21 protein-coding genes are annotated in these 19,803 nt (G+C 73.3%); 7 read left to right on the top strand and 14 right to left on the bottom strand.

Annotated features, from left to right (window positions below):
• Positions 1-139: 139 nt before the first annotated feature.
• Entirely contained in the window at positions 140-622 is a 483-nt protein-coding gene (locus tag ACZ52J_RS37580) for a CarD family transcriptional regulator (RefSeq protein ID WP_014136563.1), read from the bottom strand.
• Between the two features lie 427 nt (positions 623-1,049).
• Here ACZ52J_RS37580 and ACZ52J_RS37575 point away from each other — a divergent pair, with 427 nt between their 5' ends.
• On the top strand, positions 1,050-1,742 hold the full coding sequence (locus ACZ52J_RS37575) for a DUF461 domain-containing protein (protein ID WP_465625340.1): 693 nt from the start codon (positions 1,050-1,052) through the stop codon (positions 1,740-1,742).
• A 109-nt stretch (positions 1,743-1,851) separates the two neighbouring features.
• On the opposite strand, the gene phoP is transcribed toward ACZ52J_RS37575, so the two are convergent.
• Together phoP and ACZ52J_RS37565 are read right to left on the bottom strand one after the other, a co-directional pair.
• Complete coding sequence (gene phoP, locus ACZ52J_RS37570; RefSeq protein WP_030061050.1) at positions 1,852-2,547, bottom strand: two-component system response regulator PhoP; 696 nt, start codon at positions 2,545-2,547, stop codon at positions 1,852-1,854.
• Positions 2,548-2,549: 2 nt separating this feature from the next.
• Positions 2,550-4,001, bottom strand: a complete 1,452-nt coding sequence (locus ACZ52J_RS37565) for a sensor histidine kinase (RefSeq protein WP_465625338.1) — start codon at positions 3,999-4,001, stop codon at positions 2,550-2,552.
• 306 nt (positions 4,002-4,307) lie between these two features.
• On the opposite strand from ACZ52J_RS37565, the gene phoU reads away from it, so the two are divergent.
• Complete coding sequence (phoU, locus tag ACZ52J_RS37560) at positions 4,308-4,991, top strand: phosphate signaling complex protein PhoU (protein ID WP_465625336.1); 684 nt, start codon at positions 4,308-4,310, stop codon at positions 4,989-4,991.
• A 178-nt stretch (positions 4,992-5,169) separates the two neighbouring features.
• Positions 5,170-5,349 carry a hypothetical protein gene (locus tag ACZ52J_RS37555; RefSeq protein ID WP_350521682.1) on the top strand — a complete coding sequence of 60 codons (180 nt, stop codon included), beginning with the start codon at positions 5,170-5,172 and terminating at the stop codon, positions 5,347-5,349.
• A gap of 85 nt (positions 5,350-5,434) precedes the next feature.
• Here the strand turns inward: ACZ52J_RS37555 and ACZ52J_RS37550 are convergent, their stop codons facing one another.
• Together ACZ52J_RS37550 and ACZ52J_RS37545 are read right to left on the bottom strand one after the other, a co-directional pair.
• Positions 5,435-6,025 carry a lytic polysaccharide monooxygenase auxiliary activity family 9 protein gene (locus ACZ52J_RS37550; protein ID WP_465625333.1) on the bottom strand — a complete coding sequence of 197 codons (591 nt, stop codon included), beginning with the start codon at positions 6,023-6,025 and terminating at the stop codon, positions 5,435-5,437.
• A 300-nt stretch (positions 6,026-6,325) separates the two neighbouring features.
• Positions 6,326-7,084, bottom strand: a complete 759-nt coding sequence (locus ACZ52J_RS37545; protein ID WP_360495893.1) for a phosphoglyceromutase — start codon at positions 7,082-7,084, stop codon at positions 6,326-6,328.
• 152 nt (positions 7,085-7,236) lie between these two features.
• On the opposite strand from ACZ52J_RS37545, the gene ACZ52J_RS37540 reads away from it, so the two are divergent.
• Positions 7,237-8,520, top strand: coding sequence for an MDR family MFS transporter (locus ACZ52J_RS37540; protein WP_465625331.1), 1,284 nt, complete (start codon positions 7,237-7,239; stop codon positions 8,518-8,520).
• 50 nt (positions 8,521-8,570) lie between these two features.
• On the opposite strand, the gene ACZ52J_RS37535 is transcribed toward ACZ52J_RS37540, so the two are convergent.
• A complete protein-coding gene (locus tag ACZ52J_RS37535) occupies positions 8,571-9,113 on the bottom strand; it encodes a type III secretion system chaperone family protein (RefSeq protein WP_465625329.1) in 543 nt (180 codons plus the stop codon).
• A gap of 126 nt (positions 9,114-9,239) precedes the next feature.
• Positions 9,240-10,613 (bottom strand): D-inositol-3-phosphate glycosyltransferase, encoded by a 1,374-nt coding sequence (mshA, locus tag ACZ52J_RS37530; protein ID WP_465625327.1) that lies wholly within the window; start codon positions 10,611-10,613, stop codon positions 9,240-9,242.
• Between the two features lie 257 nt (positions 10,614-10,870).
• Here mshA and ACZ52J_RS37525 point away from each other — a divergent pair, with 257 nt between their 5' ends.
• Complete coding sequence (locus ACZ52J_RS37525) at positions 10,871-11,704, top strand: methyltransferase domain-containing protein (RefSeq protein WP_465625325.1); 834 nt, start codon at positions 10,871-10,873, stop codon at positions 11,702-11,704.
• Between the two features lie 239 nt (positions 11,705-11,943).
• On the opposite strand, the gene ACZ52J_RS37520 is transcribed toward ACZ52J_RS37525, so the two are convergent.
• A complete protein-coding gene (locus ACZ52J_RS37520; protein ID WP_465625395.1) occupies positions 11,944-12,504 on the bottom strand; it encodes an O-acetyl-ADP-ribose deacetylase in 561 nt (186 codons plus the stop codon).
• Positions 12,505-12,743: 239 nt separating this feature from the next.
• Here ACZ52J_RS37520 and ACZ52J_RS37515 point away from each other — a divergent pair, with 239 nt between their 5' ends.
• A complete protein-coding gene (locus ACZ52J_RS37515) occupies positions 12,744-14,273 on the top strand; it encodes a PP2C family protein-serine/threonine phosphatase (RefSeq protein ID WP_465625323.1) in 1,530 nt (509 codons plus the stop codon).
• Positions 14,274-14,395: 122 nt separating this feature from the next.
• On the opposite strand, the gene ACZ52J_RS37510 is transcribed toward ACZ52J_RS37515, so the two are convergent.
• From ACZ52J_RS37510 to ACZ52J_RS37500, 3 genes are all read right to left on the bottom strand, one after another.
• Positions 14,396-14,737, bottom strand: a complete 342-nt coding sequence (locus ACZ52J_RS37510) for a DUF2516 family protein (protein ID WP_360495912.1) — start codon at positions 14,735-14,737, stop codon at positions 14,396-14,398.
• A gap of 131 nt (positions 14,738-14,868) precedes the next feature.
• Positions 14,869-15,393: a hypothetical protein gene (locus tag ACZ52J_RS37505; protein ID WP_465625321.1), complete on the bottom strand. Its 525-nt coding sequence runs from the start codon at positions 15,391-15,393 to the stop codon at positions 14,869-14,871.
• A gap of 2 nt (positions 15,394-15,395) precedes the next feature.
• On the bottom strand, positions 15,396-15,803 hold the full coding sequence (locus tag ACZ52J_RS37500; RefSeq protein WP_465625319.1) for a helix-turn-helix domain-containing protein: 408 nt from the start codon (positions 15,801-15,803) through the stop codon (positions 15,396-15,398).
• Positions 15,804-16,030: 227 nt separating this feature from the next.
• On the opposite strand from ACZ52J_RS37500, the gene ACZ52J_RS37495 reads away from it, so the two are divergent.
• Complete coding sequence (locus ACZ52J_RS37495) at positions 16,031-16,633, top strand: hypothetical protein (protein ID WP_465625317.1); 603 nt, start codon at positions 16,031-16,033, stop codon at positions 16,631-16,633.
• A gap of 162 nt (positions 16,634-16,795) precedes the next feature.
• On the opposite strand, the gene ACZ52J_RS37490 is transcribed toward ACZ52J_RS37495, so the two are convergent.
• The 3 genes from ACZ52J_RS37490 to ACZ52J_RS37480 are packed head-to-tail and all read right to left on the bottom strand — an operon-like array spanning position 16,796 to position 19,790.
• Positions 16,796-17,599: an alpha/beta fold hydrolase gene (locus ACZ52J_RS37490; protein WP_465625315.1), complete on the bottom strand. Its 804-nt coding sequence runs from the start codon at positions 17,597-17,599 to the stop codon at positions 16,796-16,798.
• A 46-nt stretch (positions 17,600-17,645) separates the two neighbouring features.
• The gene (locus ACZ52J_RS37485) at positions 17,646-18,773 is read right to left on the bottom strand and encodes a DNA polymerase III subunit beta family protein (protein WP_465625313.1); all 1,128 of its coding nucleotides are present in this window, start codon (positions 18,771-18,773) and stop codon (positions 17,646-17,648) included.
• Positions 18,774-18,806: 33 nt separating this feature from the next.
• A complete protein-coding gene (locus tag ACZ52J_RS37480; RefSeq protein ID WP_465625311.1) occupies positions 18,807-19,790 on the bottom strand; it encodes an RNA polymerase sigma-70 factor in 984 nt (327 codons plus the stop codon).
• Positions 19,791-19,803 lie beyond the last annotated feature (13 nt).

Here is a 19,803-nt window from a genome sequence, read left to right as displayed (position 1 = left end):
GGGAGGCGTCGTCCGGACACGCCTCAGCGCCCGAAGTGCCACTGCACCACTCCCGGACAGTTCGTCCGAGGAGCGGCGCGCCGGCACCGGGCGCTGTGAGCGTTGGGCGGTAGCCCGACCGCATGCGGTGACGCGTGCGCTACGAGGCGAGGACCTCGTCGAGCAGCGTTTCCGCCTTGTCCTCGTTGGTGTTCTCCGCCAGCGCGAGCTCGCTGACGAGGATCTGGCGCGCCTTCGCGAGCATCCGCTTCTCGCCGGCCGAGAGGCCGCGCTCGCGCTCGCGACGCCAGAGGTCGCGCACAACCTCGGCGACCTTGATAACGTCGCCCGAGGCGAGCTTCTCCAGGTTCGCCTTGTAGCGACGGGACCAGTTGGTCGGCTCTTCCGTGTACGGTGCGCGCAGCACCTCGAAGACCCGGTCCAGACCCTCCTGGCCGACTACATCGCGCACACCGACGAACTCCGCGTTCTCGGCGGGCACGCGGAGCGTCAGGTCTCCCTGCTGCACCTTGAGCACCAGGTAGGTCTTGTCCACACCTTTGATCTGGCGAGTTTCGATGGCCTCGATCAGCGCGGCCCCGTGATGGGGGTAGACCACCGTGTCGCCAACCTTGAACGTCATGTGACAGGACCCCTTCCGTGGCTTTCCAGAATAACACGCTTCTCGGCGCACCCGAAGGGCGTTTTCGCAGGTCAGGGCGGGTCTCGGGGCTTGACAAGCACCCCCATGACGTGCTGCGACCGATGTTCGAGAGGGGCTTCCCGCAGGTCGGAGGCGGTTCCGGGGTTCGACGAAACCCTTGCGCAACACCCCCGCAGCCATGATTGGATCTTGAGCTTTCACCCTTTTTCCGGTCGCGGCCCAATCGTTATTCGATCTTGGTCGAAGCTTGTCCACGATGTGACCGGGACATGACGGAGGTACCGCCGGACGGCCCCCCGGGGCCCCCGGGAGTGCGACACGGGGACCACCCCGTGAGGAGCGCATAAGTGAGGTCGATAATCTGAGACCTGACCTACCGACACGTGACTTAGGAGAAGCCGCCGCCGTGAGCCGCAGCCTTCGACGCGGCAGCATCGCCGCAATCGCCGCCATCGCCATCGCCTCGCTGTCCTCCTGCGCTGCAGGCAATACGCCGGACACCCTGCAGATCAAGCCCGACAACGCGGCGGCAACCCTCGGGACGAACCTTCGACTGAACAACATCGTGATCGTCACCGGGGAGGGCACCTCGGGCGACTACACCGGGCCCGCCAACGTGGTCGTGAACATCGCGAACACCGCGGAGATCCCGGCCGAGCTGCAGTCCATCACCGTCGGCACCTCCGCCGCGTCCTTCGCGGACGCCGCCGGTGCCCCGCTGACCAGCATCGTCATCCCGGCCGGCGGCGCGGTGGCGATCGGCGGTCAGGGCAACCCGACCGCCGCCGTCGCCGCCGCTTCTGTCCACGTCGGCGGTTTCGCCCCCACGACCTTCACGTTCAAGGACGGCCGGAAGGTCGACGCCCAGGCCGGCGTGAGCCCGGACGGCAAGGGCCTGTACAAGGGCTTCGGCCCGACCCCCTCGGCGAGCGCCACGCCCGTCAAGAGCGGCTCCCCCGCCGCCACCGCCCCGACCTCCGGTGCCGCCACCCCCGGTGCCACCACCACTCCGGGCGCCACGGCCACCCCGGGCGCCACGGCCACCGGCGCGGCCGTCCCGGCCGGCGCAACCACCCCGGCGGTCCCGGCCGCCCACTGACGCCGCACACCGCCTCCGGCGGGCCCGCCCGGGCCTGCCGGAGGCAACGCGAAGGCCCCCTCCGGCTCCGGCCGGCGGGGGCCTTCCGCGTGGGCGGAGTCCCTACGGTTTACGGCTCGAACTTGTAGCCCAGGCCGCGGACGGTGACCAGGTAGCGCGGCGCACCCGGGTCCGGCTCGATCTTGGCCCGCAGGCGCTTCACGTGGACGTCCAGGGTCTTGGTGTCGCCGACGTAGTCCGCGCCCCAGACCCGGTCGATCAGCTGCATGCGGGTGAGCACCCGGCCCGCGTTGCGCAGCAGCATCTCCAGCAGGTCGAACTCCTTGAGCGGCAGGTCGACCTTGGCGCCGTCCACGGTCACCACGTGCCGGTCCACATCCATCCGGACCGGGCCCGCCTCCAGGGCGCCCGGGCCGCCGCCGTTCTCGCCCGCGCCACCGTCCTCGCCGCGGCGGCGCAGCACCGCGCGGATCCGGGCGACCAGCTCCCGGGTGGAGTACGGCTTGGTGACGTAGTCGTCAGCGCCTATCTCCAGCCCGACGACCTTGTCGATCTCGCTGTCCTTGGCGGTCACCATGATCACCGGGACGTTGGACCGCACCCGGAGCTGGCGGCAGACCTCGGTGCCGGGCAGGCCCGGCAGCATCAGGTCGAGCAGGACGAGGTCGGCACCGTTGCGTTCGAACTGCTCCAGCGCGTCGGGGCCGGTGGCGGCGACGGCCACCTCGAAGCCCTCCTTGCGAAGCATGTACGAGAGGGCGTCGCTGAACGACTCCTCGTCCTCGACCACCAGTACTCGGGTCACGATCAGGCCTCCGGGGCAAGCTGAGGGGTTGTGTCTGACAGGTGTGGTTCCCGCTCCCGAGCGGGGAGCGAACGGTTCGTGCGGTTCGTGGTGAGGGTTCGGGGTGTCGCGGCGGGCCCGGCGGCGTCCGGCTCGTGGCCGGTCGCGTCCCGGTCGTGGCCGGTCATGTCGGGGTCGTGCTCGGTGGCGTCGGGGTCGTGCTCGGTGGCGTCGGGGTCGTCGTCCGGCTCGTCGTCGACGGGCGCCAGTCCGGCGGGCAGGCGGACGGTGAAGGTCGACCCCTGTCCCTCGACGCTCCACACCGACACCGTGCCGCCGTGCGAGGCGGCGACGTGCTTGACGATGGAGAGGCCGAGGCCGGTGCCGCCGGTGGCCCGGGAGCGGGCCGGGTCGACGCGGTAGAAGCGTTCGAAGACCCGCTCGCGGTCCTTCTCGGAGATGCCGATGCCCTGGTCGGTGACCGAGATCTCGATGAGCTCGCCGTCCGCCTCGCCGAGCGCCGCGGCGCTGGAGATCCGGCGGGTGGCGATCGCCACCCGGGTGCGGGGCGGGCTGTAGTTGACGGCGTTCTCGACCAGGTTGCCGAGCGCGGCGGCGAGCTGGCCGCGGTTGCCGTGCAGGTAGAGGCCGGCGATGCCGCCCGCGGCGATGAGGATCTGCTTGGCGGCGGCCTGCTGGCGGCAGCGGTCGATCGCCTCGGCGATCAGCTCGTCCACCGCGACCGGCTCCGGGTCGACCATCAGCCGGTCGTCCTGGACCCGGGAGAGGTCGATGATCTCCTGGACGAGGCTGGCCAGCCTGGTCGCCTCGACCTGCATCCGGCCGGCGAAGCGCTGCACCGCCTCCGGGTCGTCGGACGCGTCGGCGACCGCCTCGGAGAGCAGCGACAGGGCGCCGACCGGGGTCTTGAGCTCATGGCTGACGTTGGCCACGAAGTCCCGGCGGACGGCCTCCACCCGGCGCCGCTCGGTCTGGTCCTCGACCAGCACCAGCACCAGCCGGGAGCCCAGCGGGGCGACCCGGACGGAGACCGCGAGCGGCTCGACCGCGCGGGCCGCGCCCGGACGGGGCACCTCCAGCTCGACCTGGCGGATCTCGCCGTCCCGGCGGGTGGCGCGGGCCAGCGCGAGCATCTGGTCCACGGCGACCGCGCCACCACGCACCAGGCCCATCGCGTACGCCGCCGAGCTGGCCTTGACCACCTCGTCGCCCTCGCCCAGCACGATCGCGCAGGAGCGCAGCACGGAGAGCACGGTGTCGACCCCCGGCGGCAGGGGCGGCTCGGGGTTGCCGGTGCCCAGTGCCTGGTGCCGGCTGTGGTTTCTGCCGCTGGTGCCGCTGTGCTTGCCCTTGGCCTGCTCGCGCTCGCTCCAACGGAAGGCGATGGAGGCGGTGAGGCCGACGCCGAGCCCGGCAATGGCGCAGGCAGCGGCGGCGGCCACGTTCACGTCCATGTGGCCAGCGTAAGCGCACGGCCAGGGCACTCCCCAAGGGCTGGATCAAGGCATCGACCGCACGTTGCCGAGAATTCACCTTCATGTGGCTGCCGATTCACCGTAGCGGCCGAACACCGTCGCCCTGGCAGCGGAAAGTTGGCCGGGCAGCCCGTGTGGGAGAGACCGGTGTGCCGAACAGCGGGCGCCGGCTCGGGTGTGCGCGTACAATGCGCGCCACCAGCAGCGGTCACCCGGACGCCGGAACGACGGTCGGACGGGCCGGCCGGTCGGCACCGCCACCGACACAGCTACTGAGGAGAGAACATGCGCGACGCGTACCACGAGGAACTCGATGCCATCGGCGACAACCTGGTCGAGATGGCCCGGCTGGTCGGCTCTGCCCTCGGCCGCGCCACCACTGCCCTCCTCGACGCGGACCTGGCGCTGGCGGAGAACGTGATCGCCGCCGACGAGAAGATCAACGACCTGCACCACGAGCTGGAGAACCGGGCGATCGACCTGCTCGCCCGGCAGCAGCCGGTCGCCACCGACCTGCGCATCGTCGTCACCTCGCTGCGGATGAGCGCCGACCTGGAGCGCTGTGGCGACCTCGCCCGGCACGTCGCCAAGGTCGCGCGGATGCGCTACCCCGACACGGCCGTGCCGCGCGACCTGCACTCCACCGTCCTGGAGATGGGCCAGCTCGCCCAGCGCCTGGTGGCCAAGGCCGGTCTGGTGATCGCCACCAAGGACGTCGAAAAGGCCCTGGAGATGGAGCAGGACGACGACGCCATCGACACCCTGCACCGCGAGCTGCTGTCGCACCTGATCGACGAGCGCTGGCACCACGGCATCGAGACCGCCGTCGACATCACCCTGGTCGGCCGCTACTACGAGCGCTTCGCGGACCACGCGGTGTCGGTCGCCAAGCGCGTGGTGTACCTGGTGACGGGCGAGCACGTGGCCGAGTTCGTGGCCGCCACCGAGGCCGACGCGGCGGCGGAGTGAGCTCCGTTCCGACGGCCGCTCCCCCCGAGGGGTGAGTAAACCTGTGGCGACGGTGGTGCGGGCGCACGGTTCTCCGTACGTCCCACCACTGCGCGCCCGTTGACGCTCCCTCCGTTCGGCGGTTTCACTCGAAGTATCGGGCGCCGGAGTGTGCCCGCTTCACGGAGGGAACAGCTCGATGAAGGCCAACCCGACCCGCCCGGCCCCCGCCCGCGACACCGTCGAGCCGCCCGCCCCGAAGCTGCTGCCCGTCCTCGCCGCCGGCTGCGGCTGCGGCCCGGGCTGCGGCTGCGGCTGCCAGTCCGGCGCGCCCTGCCAGTGCGGCGGCGCGGACGGCGGCTGCTGCGGCGGCCACTGACGGCCTCGGGTGCACGACCGCCGAGGGAGACGGCCGTGCACCCGGCAGCCCCGGCCGGGCCCGCGCCGGACCTCGGAACGTGACGTCAGAACGTGACGTCGGTGCAGGAGTAGAAGGCGTTCCCGGTGTCGGCGATCTCCCAGACAGCGACGATCACCTGGTGGCCGGTGCGCCCGCTCGGGACGGTCGCGGTGTGGCTGAGCGTGCTCGGCACCTGCTTCCCGCCGTACGGGACGGTCAGGAAGGGCGTCAGCTCCAGGTCGGCCCGGCTGACCGGCCGGCTCGCGTCGTAGCCCGGCTTGGTCAGGTAGTACTTGAAGTTCGTGGTCGCGTGCCGGGCGGTGAACCTCCAGGTGAAGGTGAGCTGCCGACCCGCGGTCACCGGCGTGGTCGGCCAGGCGCCGCCGTGCGGGTCGTCCAGCTCGGCGAAGCGCGCGTTGCCGCCGGCGCAGATGGTGCCGTCGGACGGGCCGCCGGCGGGGAAGCCCTTCGGACCCTCGACGCTCTGCGGCTCCCACTGGATCTCACCGCAGTCCCAGGGGACCGTGTCCGCGGCGCAGAGCGCGGCCCGGCTGGGCGGGGTCGTGATGTACCCGTGTGACGACGCCGGGAAGGCGAAGGTGAGCGGGATCGCCAGCGCGGCGACCGCCGCCCCGACGATGTGACGTGTGCGCATGGTGCTCCTCCGTGGGGGTGGATGGAGAGTGCGCCGGGGCGCGGACACGCACGTGGGGGTGCGGGCCCGGACGGGGAGATCCATGGCATGCCCGCGCCTGCCCGGTGCCCTCACGGTAGGAGCCGCCGCCACTGCCCGTCAATGGTCTGAACCACTTTCAGCTCCGCCCAACTGGCCTGCCCGACAAGCCGGTTGAATGAAAAGGCCCCACTACCGGCGAACCGGTGGCGGGGCCTTCTCGTCCCCGGGCTTGCTGCTCGCCCGGTCGGACTTACTACTTCTCGCGCTTACTTCTCGCGCTTACTTCTTGCCCTGGTTCTTGACCGCCTCGATGGCCGCGGCGGCGGCGTCCGGGTCGAGGTAGCGGCCGCCCTTGGCGACGGGCTTGAAGTCGGCGTCCAGCTCGTACACCAGCGGGATGCCGGTGGGGATGTTCAGGCCGGCGATGGCCTCGTCGGAGATGCCGTCGAGGTGCTTGACCAGCGCGCGCAGGCTGTTGCCGTGGGCGGTGACCAGGACGGTCCGGCCGGAGGCGAGGTCCGGGACGATGGCGTCGTACCAGTACGGGAGCATCCGGTCGACGACGTCCTTCAGGCACTCGGTGCGCGGACGCAGCTCGCTCGGGATCTCGGCGTAGCGGGCGTCACCGGCCTGCGAGTACTCGGAGTCGTCGGCCAGCACCGGCGGCGGGGTGTCGTACGAGCGGCGCCACAGCTGGAACTGCTCGTCGCCGAACTCGGCCAGGGTCTGGGCCTTGTCCTTGCCCTGCAGCGCGCCGTAGTGGCGCTCGTTCAGGCGCCAGCTGCGGTTGACCGGGATCCAGTGGCGGTCGGCCTTGTCCAGGGCGATCTGCGAGGTACGGATGGCGCGACGCAGGAGTGAGGTGTGCACCACATCGGGGAGCAGGCCCTCGGCGGCCAGGAGCTCGCCACCGCGAGCGGCCTCCTTCTCGCCCTTCTCGTTGAGGTCGACGTCGACCCAACCGGTGAACAGGTTCTTCTGGTTCCACTGGCTCTCGCCGTGGCGGAGCAGGATGAGTCGGTACGTCGTGTCAGCCATGGGCCCCAGCTTAGTGGAGGGCCCGAAAACCCCTGGTGGGGACCTTCGACCGCTGTGTAACGTGTGCCGCGCATATCTGCCACTTACATGCGTCGGCTGATTCGGGGCCTGCCCGCGCCGCTCAGCGGACGCCTGCCCTCGGGAGCCCCCACATGCTCGACGCCGCCCGGTTCCGAAGAATGGTGAGCGAGACGGCGGGCGGCCTGCCACGCCAGTTCTGGTGGCTCTGGGTCTCGACGCTGGTCAACCGGCTCGGCGCCTTCGTGGTCACCTTCCTGGCGCTCTACCTCACCAGCAGCCGGGGGTACTCGGCCTCCTACGCGGGCCTGGTCGCCTCCCTGTTCGGCCTCGGCTCGGCGGCCTCCGCGATCGTCGCCGGGGTGCTCACCGACCGGATCGGGCGCCGCCCGACCCTGCTCGCCGCCCAGCTCGGCACCGCGCTGTTCACCGCCGTACTCGGCTTCACGGACGGCCGGGTGGCGATCGCGGTGGTCGCCTTCCTGGTGGGCTTCTGCAACAACGCCACCCGGCCGGCCATCTCGGCGATCATCGCGGACATCGTCCCGGCCGCCGACCGGGTCCGCGCCTACTCGCTGAACTTCTGGGCGATCAACCTCGGCTTCGGCCTCTCCTCGGCGGTCGCCGGCCTGATCGCCACCCACGGCTACCTCACGCTCTTCCTGCTGGACGCGCTGTCCACGGTGCTCTGCGCCGTGGTGATCTTCGTCAGGATCCCGGAGACGAAGCCCGACGAACCGGCGGCGAAGGCCGACGGGCCCGCGGTCGGCCTCGGCACGGTGTTCCGCGACCGCCGCTTCATGGCCGTGGTCGGGCTCACCCTGCTGCTCGCCCTGGTGCTCCAGCAGGGGTCGACCACCCTCGCCGTGGACATGGGCCGGTGGGGGATCACCTCCACCGAGTACGGCCTGGTCATCGGCCTGAACGGGCTCCTGATCGTGGTGCTGCAGATCCCGCTCACCCGGTGGGTCGAGAACCGCAGCTGGTCGGCCATGCTGGTCGCGGCCGCGCTGTTCATCGGCTGGGGATTCGGGCTGACGGCCCTGGCCGGGTCGTCCGCCTGGCTCTACGCCCTCACCGTGGCGGTCTGGACGGTCGGGGAGATCCTCTACACGCCGACCCTGATGGGCCTGGTCGCCGAGCTGTCGCCGACTCATGCCCGCGGGCGCTACCAGGGCGTCTACTCACTCTCCTGGTCGCTCGCCTCGTTCGTCGGCCCCGCCGTCGGCGGCGTGCTCCTGGAGCGGGCCGGCAGCGGGACGCTGTGGGGCGCGTGCGGAATCTGCGGCACGGTCGCCGCGGTCGGGTACGCGCTGCTGGGCAAACGGACCGGCGCCGCAAAGGGCACCGGACCCGCCGGGACCGTCGTGGTGTCGGCGCCCACGGCGGAGCCCGAGAAGGCTCCGGCGGGCGCCTGAGCGTCCGCGACCGGTCCGCCGTCAGTCGGCGGGCCGGTCGCCGTCAGCCGTCAGCCGGCGGCCGGAGCGTCGTCCGGGGCTGCGGCCTCGGCCGGGGCGGCCAGATGGGCGAAGGCGGCCAGGTTGCGGGTGGACTCCCCGCGCTTGGTCCGCCACTCCCACTCGCGCCGGATCGCCGAGGCGAAGCCCAGCTCCAGCAGGGTGTTGAACGGCTCGTCCGCGTTCTCCAGCACCGTCCCGAGCAGCCGGTCCACGACCGCCGGGGTGAGCGCCTCCAGCGGCAGCCGGCCGGCCAGGTAGACGTCGCCGAGCGCGTCGATCGCGTACGCCACGCCGTACAGCTTGGTGTTGCGCTCCAGCAGGCGGCGGTAGACGGCCTCGTGGTTCTCGTCGGGGCGGCGGATCACGAAGGCGTTCACCGAGAGGGTGTGGTCGCCGACCCGCAGGGCGCAGGGGGTGCTCAGCTTCCGGGTGCCCGGGAGGGTCGCCACCAGCGTGTACGGGTCGGTGGCGGCCGGCTCCCAGGCCACCCCGGCGTCGTCCAGGGCGGTGCGCAGGAGGGTCAGGGCCTCGTCCTTGGTGCGGATTGCCATGGAGGCGACGTTACTCGGCGGTACCGGCCCGGCGCAGCCTCAGGTCGCTCGGTACGCGGCCTCAGGCCCGCCGTACGCGGCCCTCAGGTCAGTCGGCACGCGACCTCAGGCCCGCCGTACGCGGCCTCAGGTCAGCCGGCGCCGGGCGGCGGCCAGCCGACCGGCCGGGCGGGCCAGGCTGCCGGCGTACACCTCGGCGGTGGTCGCCGCGGCGGTGTCCCAGCCGAAAGCGGCCGCGTGCCGGGCCGCCGCCGCACCGCGCCGGGCCACCAGCGCCGGGTCGGTGACGTACGGCTCCAGCGCGTGCGACCAGTCCAGCGGGTCGTGGCCGCGCACCAGGCTGCCGGTCTCGCCGTCCCGCACCGCGACCGGCAAGCCGCCGACCGCGGCCGCCACGACCGGGGTGCCGCAGGCCTGCGCCTCCAGCGCGACCAGGCCGAAGGACTCGCTGTACGAGGGCATCACCAGGGCCGTCGCCGCGCGGTACCACTCGGCGAGCCGCTCCTGGCCGACCGGCGGGTGGAAGCGCACCACGTCGGAGATGCCGAGCTGGGCGGCGAGCTTGTGCAGGCTCTCCGGCCGGGCCAGCCCGGTGCCGGACGGGCCGCCGACGATCGGCACCACCAGGCGCTCGCGCAGCTCGGGGCGGCGGGCCAGCAGCGCGGCGACCGCCCGCAGCAGCACGTCCGGGGCCTTGAGCGGCTGGATCCGGCCGGCGAAGAGCAGCACGGCGGCGTCCTGCGGCAGGCCCAGGCGGGCCCGGGCGGCGGCCGTTGCCCGCGCTCCGTCGGGGCGGAAGACGTCCAGGTTGACCCCGGGGTGGACGACGGCCAGCTGGTCCGGCCGGGCGGCGTAGTGCAGAGCCAGCTCGGCGGCCTCCTCGGTGGTGTTGGCGATCAGCCGGTCGGCCGCCTCCACCACCTGGGTCTCGCCGATCACCCGGGCCGCGGGCTCGGGCGTGTCGCCCTCGGCCAGCGCGGCGTTCTTGACCTTCGCCATCGTGTGCATGGTGTGCACCAGCGGCACCCCCCAGCGCTGCGCGGCCAGCCAGCCGACCTGCCCGGAGAGCCAGTAGTGCGAGTGCACCAGGTCGTAGTGGCCGGGGCGGTGGCCCGCCTCCGTCCGCAGCACCCCGTGGGTGAAGGCACACAGCTGGGCCGGCAGGTCCTCCTTGACCAGGCCCTCGTACGGGCCAGCGGTGACGTGGCGGACCAGCACCCCCGGGGCCAGCTCGACCGTCGGGGCGTCGTCCGAACAGATCGCCCGGGTGAACACCTCGACCTCGATGTTGAGGTCGGCCAGGCGCTTCGCCAGCTCGACGATGTAGACGTTCATCCCGCCGGCGTCCCCGGTGCCGGGCTGGTGCAACGGCGAGGTGTGGACGCTCAGCATCGCTATCCGGCGCGGGCGGCGGCGGCCCGGGACGAGCGACTGGAGCCGGCCTCGCGCGGGCACGGCCGACTGGGCACGGCGTACCGACCGGGCGGGGTGCTGGATCACCTGGCTGAAGCCTCCTCTGTGCGGCCCGTCTAGGCGGTCCGCACCGGGCCGCCCGTTGTCCGGTGTGCGCTGCCCGTGGTTGGCACACATCACCGCCAGTGTGCCAACCACGCGGGCGGCGTTCGGCATTCCCGGCCCGGCCCACGAACATCGCCGGCTCGGCGCACGGGCCTCGCCTGTCCGGCGCACGGGTCGGGCGGGCCGGCATCGTCCCAGGTCAGCACGGTGCCGCCGGCGCCCCGACTACCCTTCTGGGCATGGCTGCCTCCTTCGACCCCGCGACCGCCGCGCCCTCCCGTGGGCGGACCGGACGCCCGGTGGGGACCGTCACCCGGGGCACCACCAACACCAACCGGCTGCGCCGGATGGACCGCTGGATCGCCCACACCCTCGGCCGCGCGCTGCGCGCCGCCGAGCTCCCCCCGGTGGCGGTGGACCTCGGCTACGGCGCCGCGCCGTGGACGGCCGTCGAGCTCGCCGCGCGGCTGCGCGCGGTGCGGCCGGACGTCCGCGTGGTCGGGATCGAGATCGAACCGGAGCGGGTCGCGGCCGCGCTGCCGTACGCCGATCCGCCACGGCTCACCTTCCGGCGCGGCGGCTTCGAAGTACCGCTGGACGGCGGCGCGCCGGCCCGGCTGATCCGGGCGGCCAACGTGCTGCGGCAGTACGACGAGGCGGCGGTGGCCGGGGTCTGGGAGCGGCTGTGCGCGCGGCTCGCCCCGGACGGACTGCTGGTCGAGGGCACCTGCGACGAGATCGGGCGACGGCACGTCTGGGTCGCGCTCGGCCCGGAGGGACCCCGGACGGTGACCTTCGCGGCCCGGCTCGGCGGCCTGGAACAGCCCTCCGACCTCGCCGAACGGCTGCCGAAGGCGCTGATCCACCACAACGTGCCGGGGCGGCCGGTGCACGCCTTCCTGGCCGACTTCGACCGGGCCTGGGCGGCGGCCGCGCCGTACGGGGCGTTCGGGGCGCGGCAGCGCTGGGTCGCGGCCTGCACGGCGCTGGCGGGCAGCTGGCCGCTGGTGGACGCGCGCGGGCGGTGGCGGCAGGGCGAGGTCACGGTGCCCTGGTCGGCGCTCGCGCCGTAGCCGCGGGAACGGCCCTAGCCGCCCGCCCCGAGCCGCCGTGCGGGCGGTACCGGCGGCACGAGCGGGACGGGCGGTCCGGGCGGGAGCTGGTGAGCGACCCGACGCATTCACTCGAACGAGTTATCGAATATCTCTGGCGTGTTGACGCCCCGTCACGCGACGATGGACGCGACCGAGCGGCGACACCACACGCCGCTCGGTGTGCACCACGCCCAGCCCCGCCGTCAGCCGTTGTGTCGTCAGTCGTCCCGCCCGAGCAGCTCCTGTCGGGCCCGTTCGAACACCCCGTACATCTCCGACCCGAACAGCACGAACCGCACCTCCGCCAGCTCCGCGCCCGCCTCCGGGTCACCGCCGTCCAGCACCTCGGCGACGGTGCCCAGCGCGATCCGGGCCGCGTCCGCCGGCGGCCAGCCGTAGATCCCGGCCGACACGGCCGGGAAGGCCACCGTGCGCGCGCCCAGCTCCGCCGCGACGCGCAGCGACTCGCGATAGCAGGAGGCCAGCAGCTCCGCCCGCTCCTCGTACTCCTCCGCCCGATACACCGGCCCGACGGTGTGCACCACCCACCGGGCCGGCAGCCGTCCGGCCGTCGTCGCCACCGCGCGCCCGGTGGGCAGCCCCTTGCCCCAGTGCGAGGCGCGCAGCCGACGGCACTCCTCAAGGACCTGCGGTCCGCCCTTGCGGTGGATCGCACCGTCGACTCCGCCGCCGCCCAGGAGGGACGAGTTCGCGGCGTTCACCACCGCGTCCACCTGCTGTTCCGTGATGTCACCCTCGACCAGGGTGATACGTGCCACCACCGTTTGCCCCCTTCTCCGCCCCGCACGGCAACCGCCGCGCCGGGCATCCCAGCCGTCATCCGAGTCCGATCACCACACCCCCACCGGCGTGGCAATAACCACAACGGCGCCGGTCGGCCAAAGAAATCCCCGGAGATCACGTTATGGTCGCGAGAAGTTCCCCGGCGCACGGTGCCAGGCGGGCACTGCGGACGGACGTCGACCGTTACGCAGTCGGGGAAAGGGAGGAACCACCGATGCCCGCAACGGGAGACGGGCGGGCACCGGGTGCCGCGGACCTGCCGGGCGCCCACGGCGCCCCCGTCGGCCATGCCCGCAACCGCCTGGCCACGACCGGCCCGGCAACGGCGACTTCCCCGATACCCCACCCCCGCTCACAGGCGGCCCGGGCGGCGCACGCCGCCCACCCCTCCCACGTCGCCGAGGTGTCGCCGGGTGCAGGACCAGGCCCAGGACCGGGCCCAGGACCGGACAACGCCGCCGGCGCCGCGCCGCTCCGACTGCTGGTCATCGAGGACGACGCCTCGGACGCCCAGCTGATCAAGGCGGCGGTGGCCGACAGCGGCACCTCCATCGCGATCCAGTGGGCCCGCGGCCTCGACCAGGCCATCGCACTGCTGGCCTCCCCCGCGCACTCCGCCCGGCGCGGACGCTCCCGCGGCCCCGAGTTCGGCTGCGTGCTGCTCGACCTCGCCGCGCCCGCCGACCTCGCACACCCGTCCGACTCCTCCGACGGGCTGGAGGGCCTGCACGAACTGCTCCGCAGGGCCCCGCACATCCCCGTCGTGGTGCTCACCGACGCCGCCGGGGCCGAACTCGGCGCGGCCGCCGTCGCCGCCGGCGCCCAGGACTTCCTGATCAAGCACGAGACGGACGGCCCACTGCTGGCCCGCGCCCTGCGCTACGCCGTCGAACGCAAGCGCGCCGACGAGTCCCAGCGCCGTCTCGTCGAGGCCGAGCTGCGCGGCCAGGAGAACGCCCGCCTCCAGCGCCACCTGCTGCCCACCCCGCTGCTGGACGGCGCCGGGCTCTCCTTCACCCGCCGCTACCGCCCCGGCCGCCGCCGTGCCCTGCTCGGCGGCGACTTCTACGACGCCGTGCGCACCGACGACGGCACCGTCCACGTCGTGATCGGCGACGTCTGCGGCCACGGCCCGGACGAGGCCGCGCTCGGCGTCGCGCTCCGGATAGCGTGGCGCACCCTGGTCTTCGCGGGCCTCACCGGCGAGGCCCTGCTCACCACCCTCCAGCACGTGCTGGAGCACGAGCGGCGCAGCGACGAGATCTTCGCGACGCTCTGCATGCTCGTCATCGGCCCGGGTGGCACCGACAGCGACCTCGACTCGCTCGGCACCGGCGAGAAGGCCCGGCTCTACCTCGCCGGGCACCCGGCCCCGCTGCTCCTCGGCCGCGACCACGAGCCGGTCAGCCTGCCCGCCGACCTCGCCGGGCCCGCGCTCGGCCTGCTGCCGTGCCACGACGGGGAGGCCGCCTGGCCCGCCCACGAGGTCGAACTCCGGGCCGGCTGGCGGCTGTTGCTCTACACCGACGGCCTGATCGAGGGCCGGGTCGGGGCCGGGTCGCGCCGCCTGGGCCAGGACGGGCTCGCCGACCTGATCGGCGACCACCAGGCCGCCGGGCTGACCCGGGGGCGGCTCGTCGACAGCGCCATCGCCGAGGTCGAGGAGCTGAACGGCGGCGCGCTGACCGACGACGTCGCGGTACTGCTGCTGGAGCGCAACCCGGTGCAGCTGATCCTCGGCTGACAGCCGGGCAGGCTGACAGCCGAGCGGGTTGGCGGCCGAGCGGATGTGTGGGTGTGCGGATGTGCGGCGGCCCGGGCGGGGTGAACTCCCCGCCCGGGCCGTCGCGTTGTCCGCTGTCGCGCCTACCAGGGCCCGTACGGGCCGGTGTTGCTTCGGCCGCCGCCTCCGGTCAGTGCCCGGATCGCGGGGCGGACGTCCACCACGTAGACGATCGAGGCGACCAGACCGGCCAGGGTGCCAATGCCGGTGAAGAAGTTCACCCCGAACAGGAAATCCCAGCCGAAGGAGATCGCGAGGATCGCGATCCAGAACCCCTTGGTCTTCTTGTCCGCCGCCCGGTAGGCGTCCTCCCTGCGGGTGGCCGCGTCGACCAGGGCGAACAACTTGTAGGCCAGGATGGCGATCGTCGCCCACCAGATCGGGTTCAGGTAGGAAAAGGCCAGAATCTGGAGCACTCCGACCATCGCGATCTCCTCTGTCTCTCGACTCCCGGCGTTTCGACCGCCGCCCATCCTGGCACGGCGACCGTCCGCACCGGTGCCAACGTTCCGTGGTCACCGGATGTGCCCTCCAGGAAGGGCCTCACTCCGCGTTGCTACTCCGCGTCGGCGGAGGCCGCCTTCCGAGCACGGGCGGACTTCTTCGGCGCCGGCTCGGCGGCACCGTCCTCCACCGGCTCGGCCTCGACCGGCTCGACGTCGACCGGCTGCTCGGCCAGCTCGGCGGTCCCGGCCGGCGCGCTCGGGCGGGCCTTCTCCACCACGACCTTGCCGCGCTCGGCCAGCTCGTCGTACGCCTCCTTGGCCTTCACCGCCAGCTCGACCGCACGGCCCACCTGCTGCAGCGCGAAGCCCTGGGCCCGCTCCTGCAGGACCTTGAGGTCGGTGGGCAGGGCGGTGACGGCCTCGCCGACCTTGGCCGGCGCCCCGACCAGCAGCGACTGCGCCTCCTGGAGCCTGGCGGTGGCCTTCTCCTGCGTGCCCTTGCGGTCCGCTGCCAGCGCCTCGACCTTGCCCGGCACCTCGCGCAGCTTCTCGTACGCGAGGTCCCCGGCGCCGGCCAGGGCGTACAGCGGGGTCGGGTCGCTGAGGGTCTTCTTGATCTCGTCCGTGATCGGCATGGTTACCGGTCCTCCCGGTGAGGGTTCTGGGTGGCTGAGTCGTCGGTCGTCGCACCGGGGGCCGGAGCGGCGTTCTCCTTGAGGAAGGCGTCGTAGACCGCGAGCAGCGCCTGCTTCTGCTGCTCGTTGATCAGCGGATCGGCCAGGATCGAGGCCCGAAGTTCCAGGCCCTCGCCCCGCCGCTCCTCCAGGATCCCGGCCTGGACGTACAGCGTCTCCGCCGAGATCCGCAGCGCCTTGGCGATCTGCTGCAGGATCTCCGCGCTCGGCTTGCGCAGCCCGCGCTCGATCTGGCTGAGGTACGGGTTGGACACGCCGGCGGCCTCCGCCAGCTGCCGCAGCGAGTACTGCGCGTTGCGGCGCTGCTCCCGGATGTACTCGCCGAGCGAGCCGACGTTGAGTGAGGCCATGCGGACAGCCTGCAGCACCCTGCTTGCAAATGCAAGCAGGGTGCTAGCGGGAGCAAAGATGTGCCCACCCGTGGGCCAAGCAGCGCGAACTCTGGCCCTCCACGGCGCTCAGCCACCCGGGCGCAGGGCGTACTCGATGCGGTCGGTGCCGTCGGGCAGCTGCGCTCGAGGCGAGGGTATCGGCGGACGTGGGGGGCCTGTCGGAGCGCAGTGGCACACTCCCCAGCATGCAGATGATCGAAGCAATCGAGACAGTTCTGAAGGCGAACCATGGCGGGTACCCGGGCGAGTTCACGCTGGCAGGGCGGCTGTTGAGCCGCGGGGGGATCGCCGTGTGCGGGCTCGACGGTGCCGAGTTCTACACGTTCCCCGTCCTCGCCGACGGGCTGCACGAGGTGTACCTGGCGTACGAGTGGGACGACGAGCAGGGAGCCACCGTCTCCGCAGTCGCGCTGGTCGCCGGCGGTACCACCCCGCAGGCGCTGGCGGGTGCGAGCTGGGAGGAGGCGTCGGACGACGTCAACATGCTGAGTGACGGCGCGTCGGCGATCTACTCCAGCACCCCGGGCAACCTGGCCATCGGCGGGGCCCTCGGCCGGACCGCCGGCTTCGCGCAGGCCGACAACCCCCAGGCCCATGCCGTGGCCGAGTTCCGGGCGCAGCAGGAGAGCGGCTCCCGGACCCCCGTGCTCGACGTCGTCGTCGACCCGGACTGCGGCGCGAACTCCCTGGTCTTCCCCACCAGTTGCTTCACCTCGAACAGCATCCTGGTCGGTCAGGACGAGAGCGGCGCGGGCGTCGGGATCTTCTGGTCCAACTTCGACGGGTGACGTTCGACCGGTGCCGGGGCTCCCCGTCCTGCGCCAGGAATTCGAACGCGCGGCACAGCCCTGAGAAGCCTGCGACACCGAGCCGGACCGACTGCGCAGCGACGTCCGGATGGACGACGTGGCGCTCCGGTCGGGTCCGCCCGCACTCGCGGGCGGGGCCGGTCAGGCCAGGTGGGCGAGCAGCAGCTCGGTGAGCCGTTCGGGGGTCCGCAGCGGGAGGTAGTGGTCGGCGTCCGGGACGAGGTGGCCCCGGGCGCCGGGGATGTCGGCGGCGAGCCGCCGGGCGATCGCCGCGATCTCGGGGTGGTCCCGGTCGCCGTGGACGACCAGGGTGGGGACGGCGACCTCACCGAGGCGGGGTTCGGCGGGCCGCCCGGGCGTGCCGGTGAGGTGGCGCTCGCTGACGATGCGGCGAGCCGCGTTCTCCTCGACCATCGCCGCGATCAGCTCGCCGCCGGGCGCCGTCCGGCCCAGGGCGGCCCAGACGGACAGCTCCAGCTCGGCCAGGGCCGCCGCGTCGCCCCGTCGGCGGGCCTCGGCGTAGGCGGTGGTCTCCGGGGAGGGCAGCCAGTCGTGGCCGCTGACCGAGGCGCCCACCAGGCCGAGCGCGGTCACCCGGTCCGGATGGGCGAGGGCGAAGTCCAGCGCGGTCTCCCCGCCCATGCTGAGGCCGACCAGCGCGGCGCTCGCCAGGTCGAAGTGGTCCAGCACGGCACGCAGGTCCTCGACGTCGTCGAACGGCTGCTCCGGCTCGGTGGACCGGCCCAGGCCCCGGGCGTCGTAACGGATCACGTCGTGGTGGCTGGAGAGCTCCGGGAGGACGGCGTCCCACAGCCGGGAATCCATGCCGGAGCCGTGCAGCAGCACCACCGGGCTGCCGGCGCCGCCGCGCTCCGCCCACAACCCGCCTCCGCCGGGGGCGGGGACGTGGACCTCGGACACAGGACGACCGGTGTGCTGGCTCATCCGGCGATCCTCCCAGAGCCCCCGCAGGCAGGGGCTCGAGGACGACCTACGGGAGGCGGATGGGCATCAGGACGGAGAAGGTGCCCGCCCGGCCGGGGGTGCGGATGGCCAGCGGGGCGATGGGGCCGCCGAGTTCGAGCAGGAGCTGTTCGGGCCGACCGGCGTCGAGGGCGTCGAGGAGGAAGTCCCGGTTGACGGCCAGTCGGACCTCCTCGGGGGCCGGGTCGGCGGCGACGGCCAGCCGGCCGTCCCCGGTCAGGGTGAGGACGGTGACCTCGCAGTCGGCGCCGTGCGGGCCGGAGGGCAGGGTGCGGGTGGCGCCGCTCTCGACGGCGGCGCGCAGTTCGGCGGCCGGGAGGGTGATCCGGTGCTCCGGTTCGAGCCTGGTCAGGACTCGGTGGTCGGGGTAGTCGAAGTCCAGGGCGGCGCCCTCGATCCGGTGCCCGCCCGCCTCGGCGCGGACCAGGCCGCCGCCGAGGGTAAGGGTGACCTCGTCGGTCCCCGGGCCGAGCAGGGCGCGCAGCGCGTCCACCAGCGGGGTCGGGACGATCGTGCCGACTACCGGCTGCTCGGGCAGGTCTCCGGAGGCGGGCACCTCGGCGAAGGCCATCCGGTAGCGGTCGGTGGCGACCAGGCGCAGCACCGGGCCGTCCGGCTCGAACAGCACCCCGGCGAGGGCGGGCAGCTCGGGGTCGCCGCAGACCGCGAAGCGGACCGCGTCCAGGGCGGCGGCCAGGCCGTCGGCCGGGATGGTGAGGCTCGGGACGGTAAGGCTCGGGGCAGCGAGGCGGCGGTCGGCGGGGTCGGCGGGGTCGGCGGTCATCGGTTGCTCCCTCTGGTCGATCATCGCGTGGATCAGGGAGAGCTCGCGGCGGGCGTCGGCGAGGCCGTCCTCCAGGCGCCGCAGGTGCGCGTCGAGCACCCGGCCGGCCTCGCCGCTGCCGGGCGCGGCGCCGAGCACGGCGCGGATGCCGGCCAGCGGCAGGCCGACCCGGCGCAACCGGGCCAGCAGCCGGGCGTCGGCGAGCTGGCCGGGGCGGTACCAGCGGTAGCCGGTGTGCGGGTCGACCCAGGCGGGGGTGAGCACCTCGGCGCCGTCGTAGTAGCGCAGGGTGCCGACGCCGAGGCCGCTGGCGCGGGCCAGCTCGCCGATGCTGTGCAGCTCGCTCTCCATGCCGTGACTGTGTGGGCTCGACCTGGTCGAGGGTCAAGCCCGCTCGATGCCGCTGGGGTCGGGGGCGGGGGCGCCATCGGGGTCGGAGGCGGGGGCGGCACCGGCGTCGGGGTCGGGGGCGGGGGCGAGGTCAAGGTCGGCGAGGTGGGTGAGCTTCTGCGGGTTGCGGACGGCGCGGATCGCGGAGATCAGGAGCGTGCCGTCCGGTCCCTCGACGAAGTCGAGCACGGAGACGGAGTCGACCGCGCCGTCCACGGTGATCAGCAGGCCGGGTTCGCCGTTGACCAGGACCGGGCGGGCGACAGCGCCCTCGCCCAGCTGCCGGAGCACGCCGAGGGTGAAGCGGGCCACGTTCTCGGCGCCGGTGACCGGCCGCAGCGCGGCGCGGATCACGCCGCCGCCGTCGCTCCAGGTGGTGACGTCGGGGGCGAGCAGTTCGAGCATCCGGTTGAGGTCGCCGCCGACGCAGGCCGCCAGGAACTCGTCGGTGGCGCGGCGGCGCAGCTCGGGCGGGGCGTCGTAGCGGGGCCGGCGGGCGCGGACGTGTGCCCGGGCCCGGCTGCCGACCTGGCGGCAGGCCGTCTCGGTGCGGTCCAGGGCTTCGGCGATCTCCAGGTAGGAGAAGCCGAAGGCCTCCTTGAGGACGAACACCGCCCGTTCCAGCGGGGACAGGCTCTCCAGCATCACCAGCAGGGCGAGCGAGACGGTCTCGGCGCGCTCGACGCCGTCGGTCGCGTCCGGCTCGGTGACCAGCGGCTCGGGCAGCCACGGGCCGACGTAGGACTCGCGGCGGACGGCGGCCGAGTCCAGCCGGTTGAGGGCGAGGTTGGTGACCGTACGGGCCAGGAAGCCGCCGGGGCTGGCGACCGGCCCGGTGACCCCGCTCCAGCGCAGCCAGGTGTCCTGGACCAGGTCCTCGGCGTCGGCGACGCTGCCGAGCATCCGGTAGGCGATGCCGAAGACCATCCGCCGGTGCTGCTCGAAATCGGCGAGACGGGTGTCGGAGGTGTCGGTCACCTTCGGGACGCTA

Source organism: Kitasatospora sp. NPDC034035 (assembly GCF_055575755.1).
This window is presented reverse-complemented; position numbering and strand designations above follow the sequence as displayed.

What these genes read in the sequence shown, in the direction of transcription:
- ACZ52J_RS37580 (WP_014136563.1), bottom strand. Translation starts at nt 622, where the DNA reads ATGACGTTCAAGGTTGGCGACACGGTGGTCTACCCCCATCACGGGGCC.
- ACZ52J_RS37565 (WP_465625338.1), bottom strand. Translation starts at nt 4,001, where the DNA reads ATGGACGTGAACGTGGCCGCCGCCGCTGCCTGCGCCATTGCCGGGCTC.
- phoU (WP_465625336.1), top strand. Translation starts at nt 4,308, where the DNA reads ATGCGCGACGCGTACCACGAGGAACTCGATGCCATCGGCGACAACCTG.
- ACZ52J_RS37555 (WP_350521682.1), top strand. Translation starts at nt 5,170, where the DNA reads ATGAAGGCCAACCCGACCCGCCCGGCCCCCGCCCGCGACACCGTCGAG.
- ACZ52J_RS37550 (WP_465625333.1), bottom strand. Translation starts at nt 6,025, where the DNA reads ATGCGCACACGTCACATCGTCGGGGCGGCGGTCGCCGCGCTGGCGATC.
- ACZ52J_RS37545 (WP_360495893.1), bottom strand. Translation starts at nt 7,084, where the DNA reads ATGGCTGACACGACGTACCGACTCATCCTGCTCCGCCACGGCGAGAGC.
- ACZ52J_RS37540 (WP_465625331.1), top strand. Translation starts at nt 7,237, where the DNA reads ATGCTCGACGCCGCCCGGTTCCGAAGAATGGTGAGCGAGACGGCGGGC.
- ACZ52J_RS37535 (WP_465625329.1), bottom strand. Translation starts at nt 9,113, where the DNA reads ATGGCAATCCGCACCAAGGACGAGGCCCTGACCCTCCTGCGCACCGCC.
- ACZ52J_RS37525 (WP_465625325.1), top strand. Translation starts at nt 10,871, where the DNA reads ATGGCTGCCTCCTTCGACCCCGCGACCGCCGCGCCCTCCCGTGGGCGG.
- ACZ52J_RS37515 (WP_465625323.1), top strand. Translation starts at nt 12,744, where the DNA reads ATGCCCGCAACGGGAGACGGGCGGGCACCGGGTGCCGCGGACCTGCCG.
- ACZ52J_RS37510 (WP_360495912.1), bottom strand. Translation starts at nt 14,737, where the DNA reads ATGGTCGGAGTGCTCCAGATTCTGGCCTTTTCCTACCTGAACCCGATC.
- ACZ52J_RS37505 (WP_465625321.1), bottom strand. Translation starts at nt 15,393, where the DNA reads ATGCCGATCACGGACGAGATCAAGAAGACCCTCAGCGACCCGACCCCG.
- ACZ52J_RS37500 (WP_465625319.1), bottom strand. Translation starts at nt 15,803, where the DNA reads ATGGCCTCACTCAACGTCGGCTCGCTCGGCGAGTACATCCGGGAGCAG.
- ACZ52J_RS37495 (WP_465625317.1), top strand. Translation starts at nt 16,031, where the DNA reads ATGCAGATGATCGAAGCAATCGAGACAGTTCTGAAGGCGAACCATGGC.
- ACZ52J_RS37490 (WP_465625315.1), bottom strand. Translation starts at nt 17,599, where the DNA reads ATGAGCCAGCACACCGGTCGTCCTGTGTCCGAGGTCCACGTCCCCGCC.
- ACZ52J_RS37485 (WP_465625313.1), bottom strand. Translation starts at nt 18,773, where the DNA reads ATGGAGAGCGAGCTGCACAGCATCGGCGAGCTGGCCCGCGCCAGCGGC.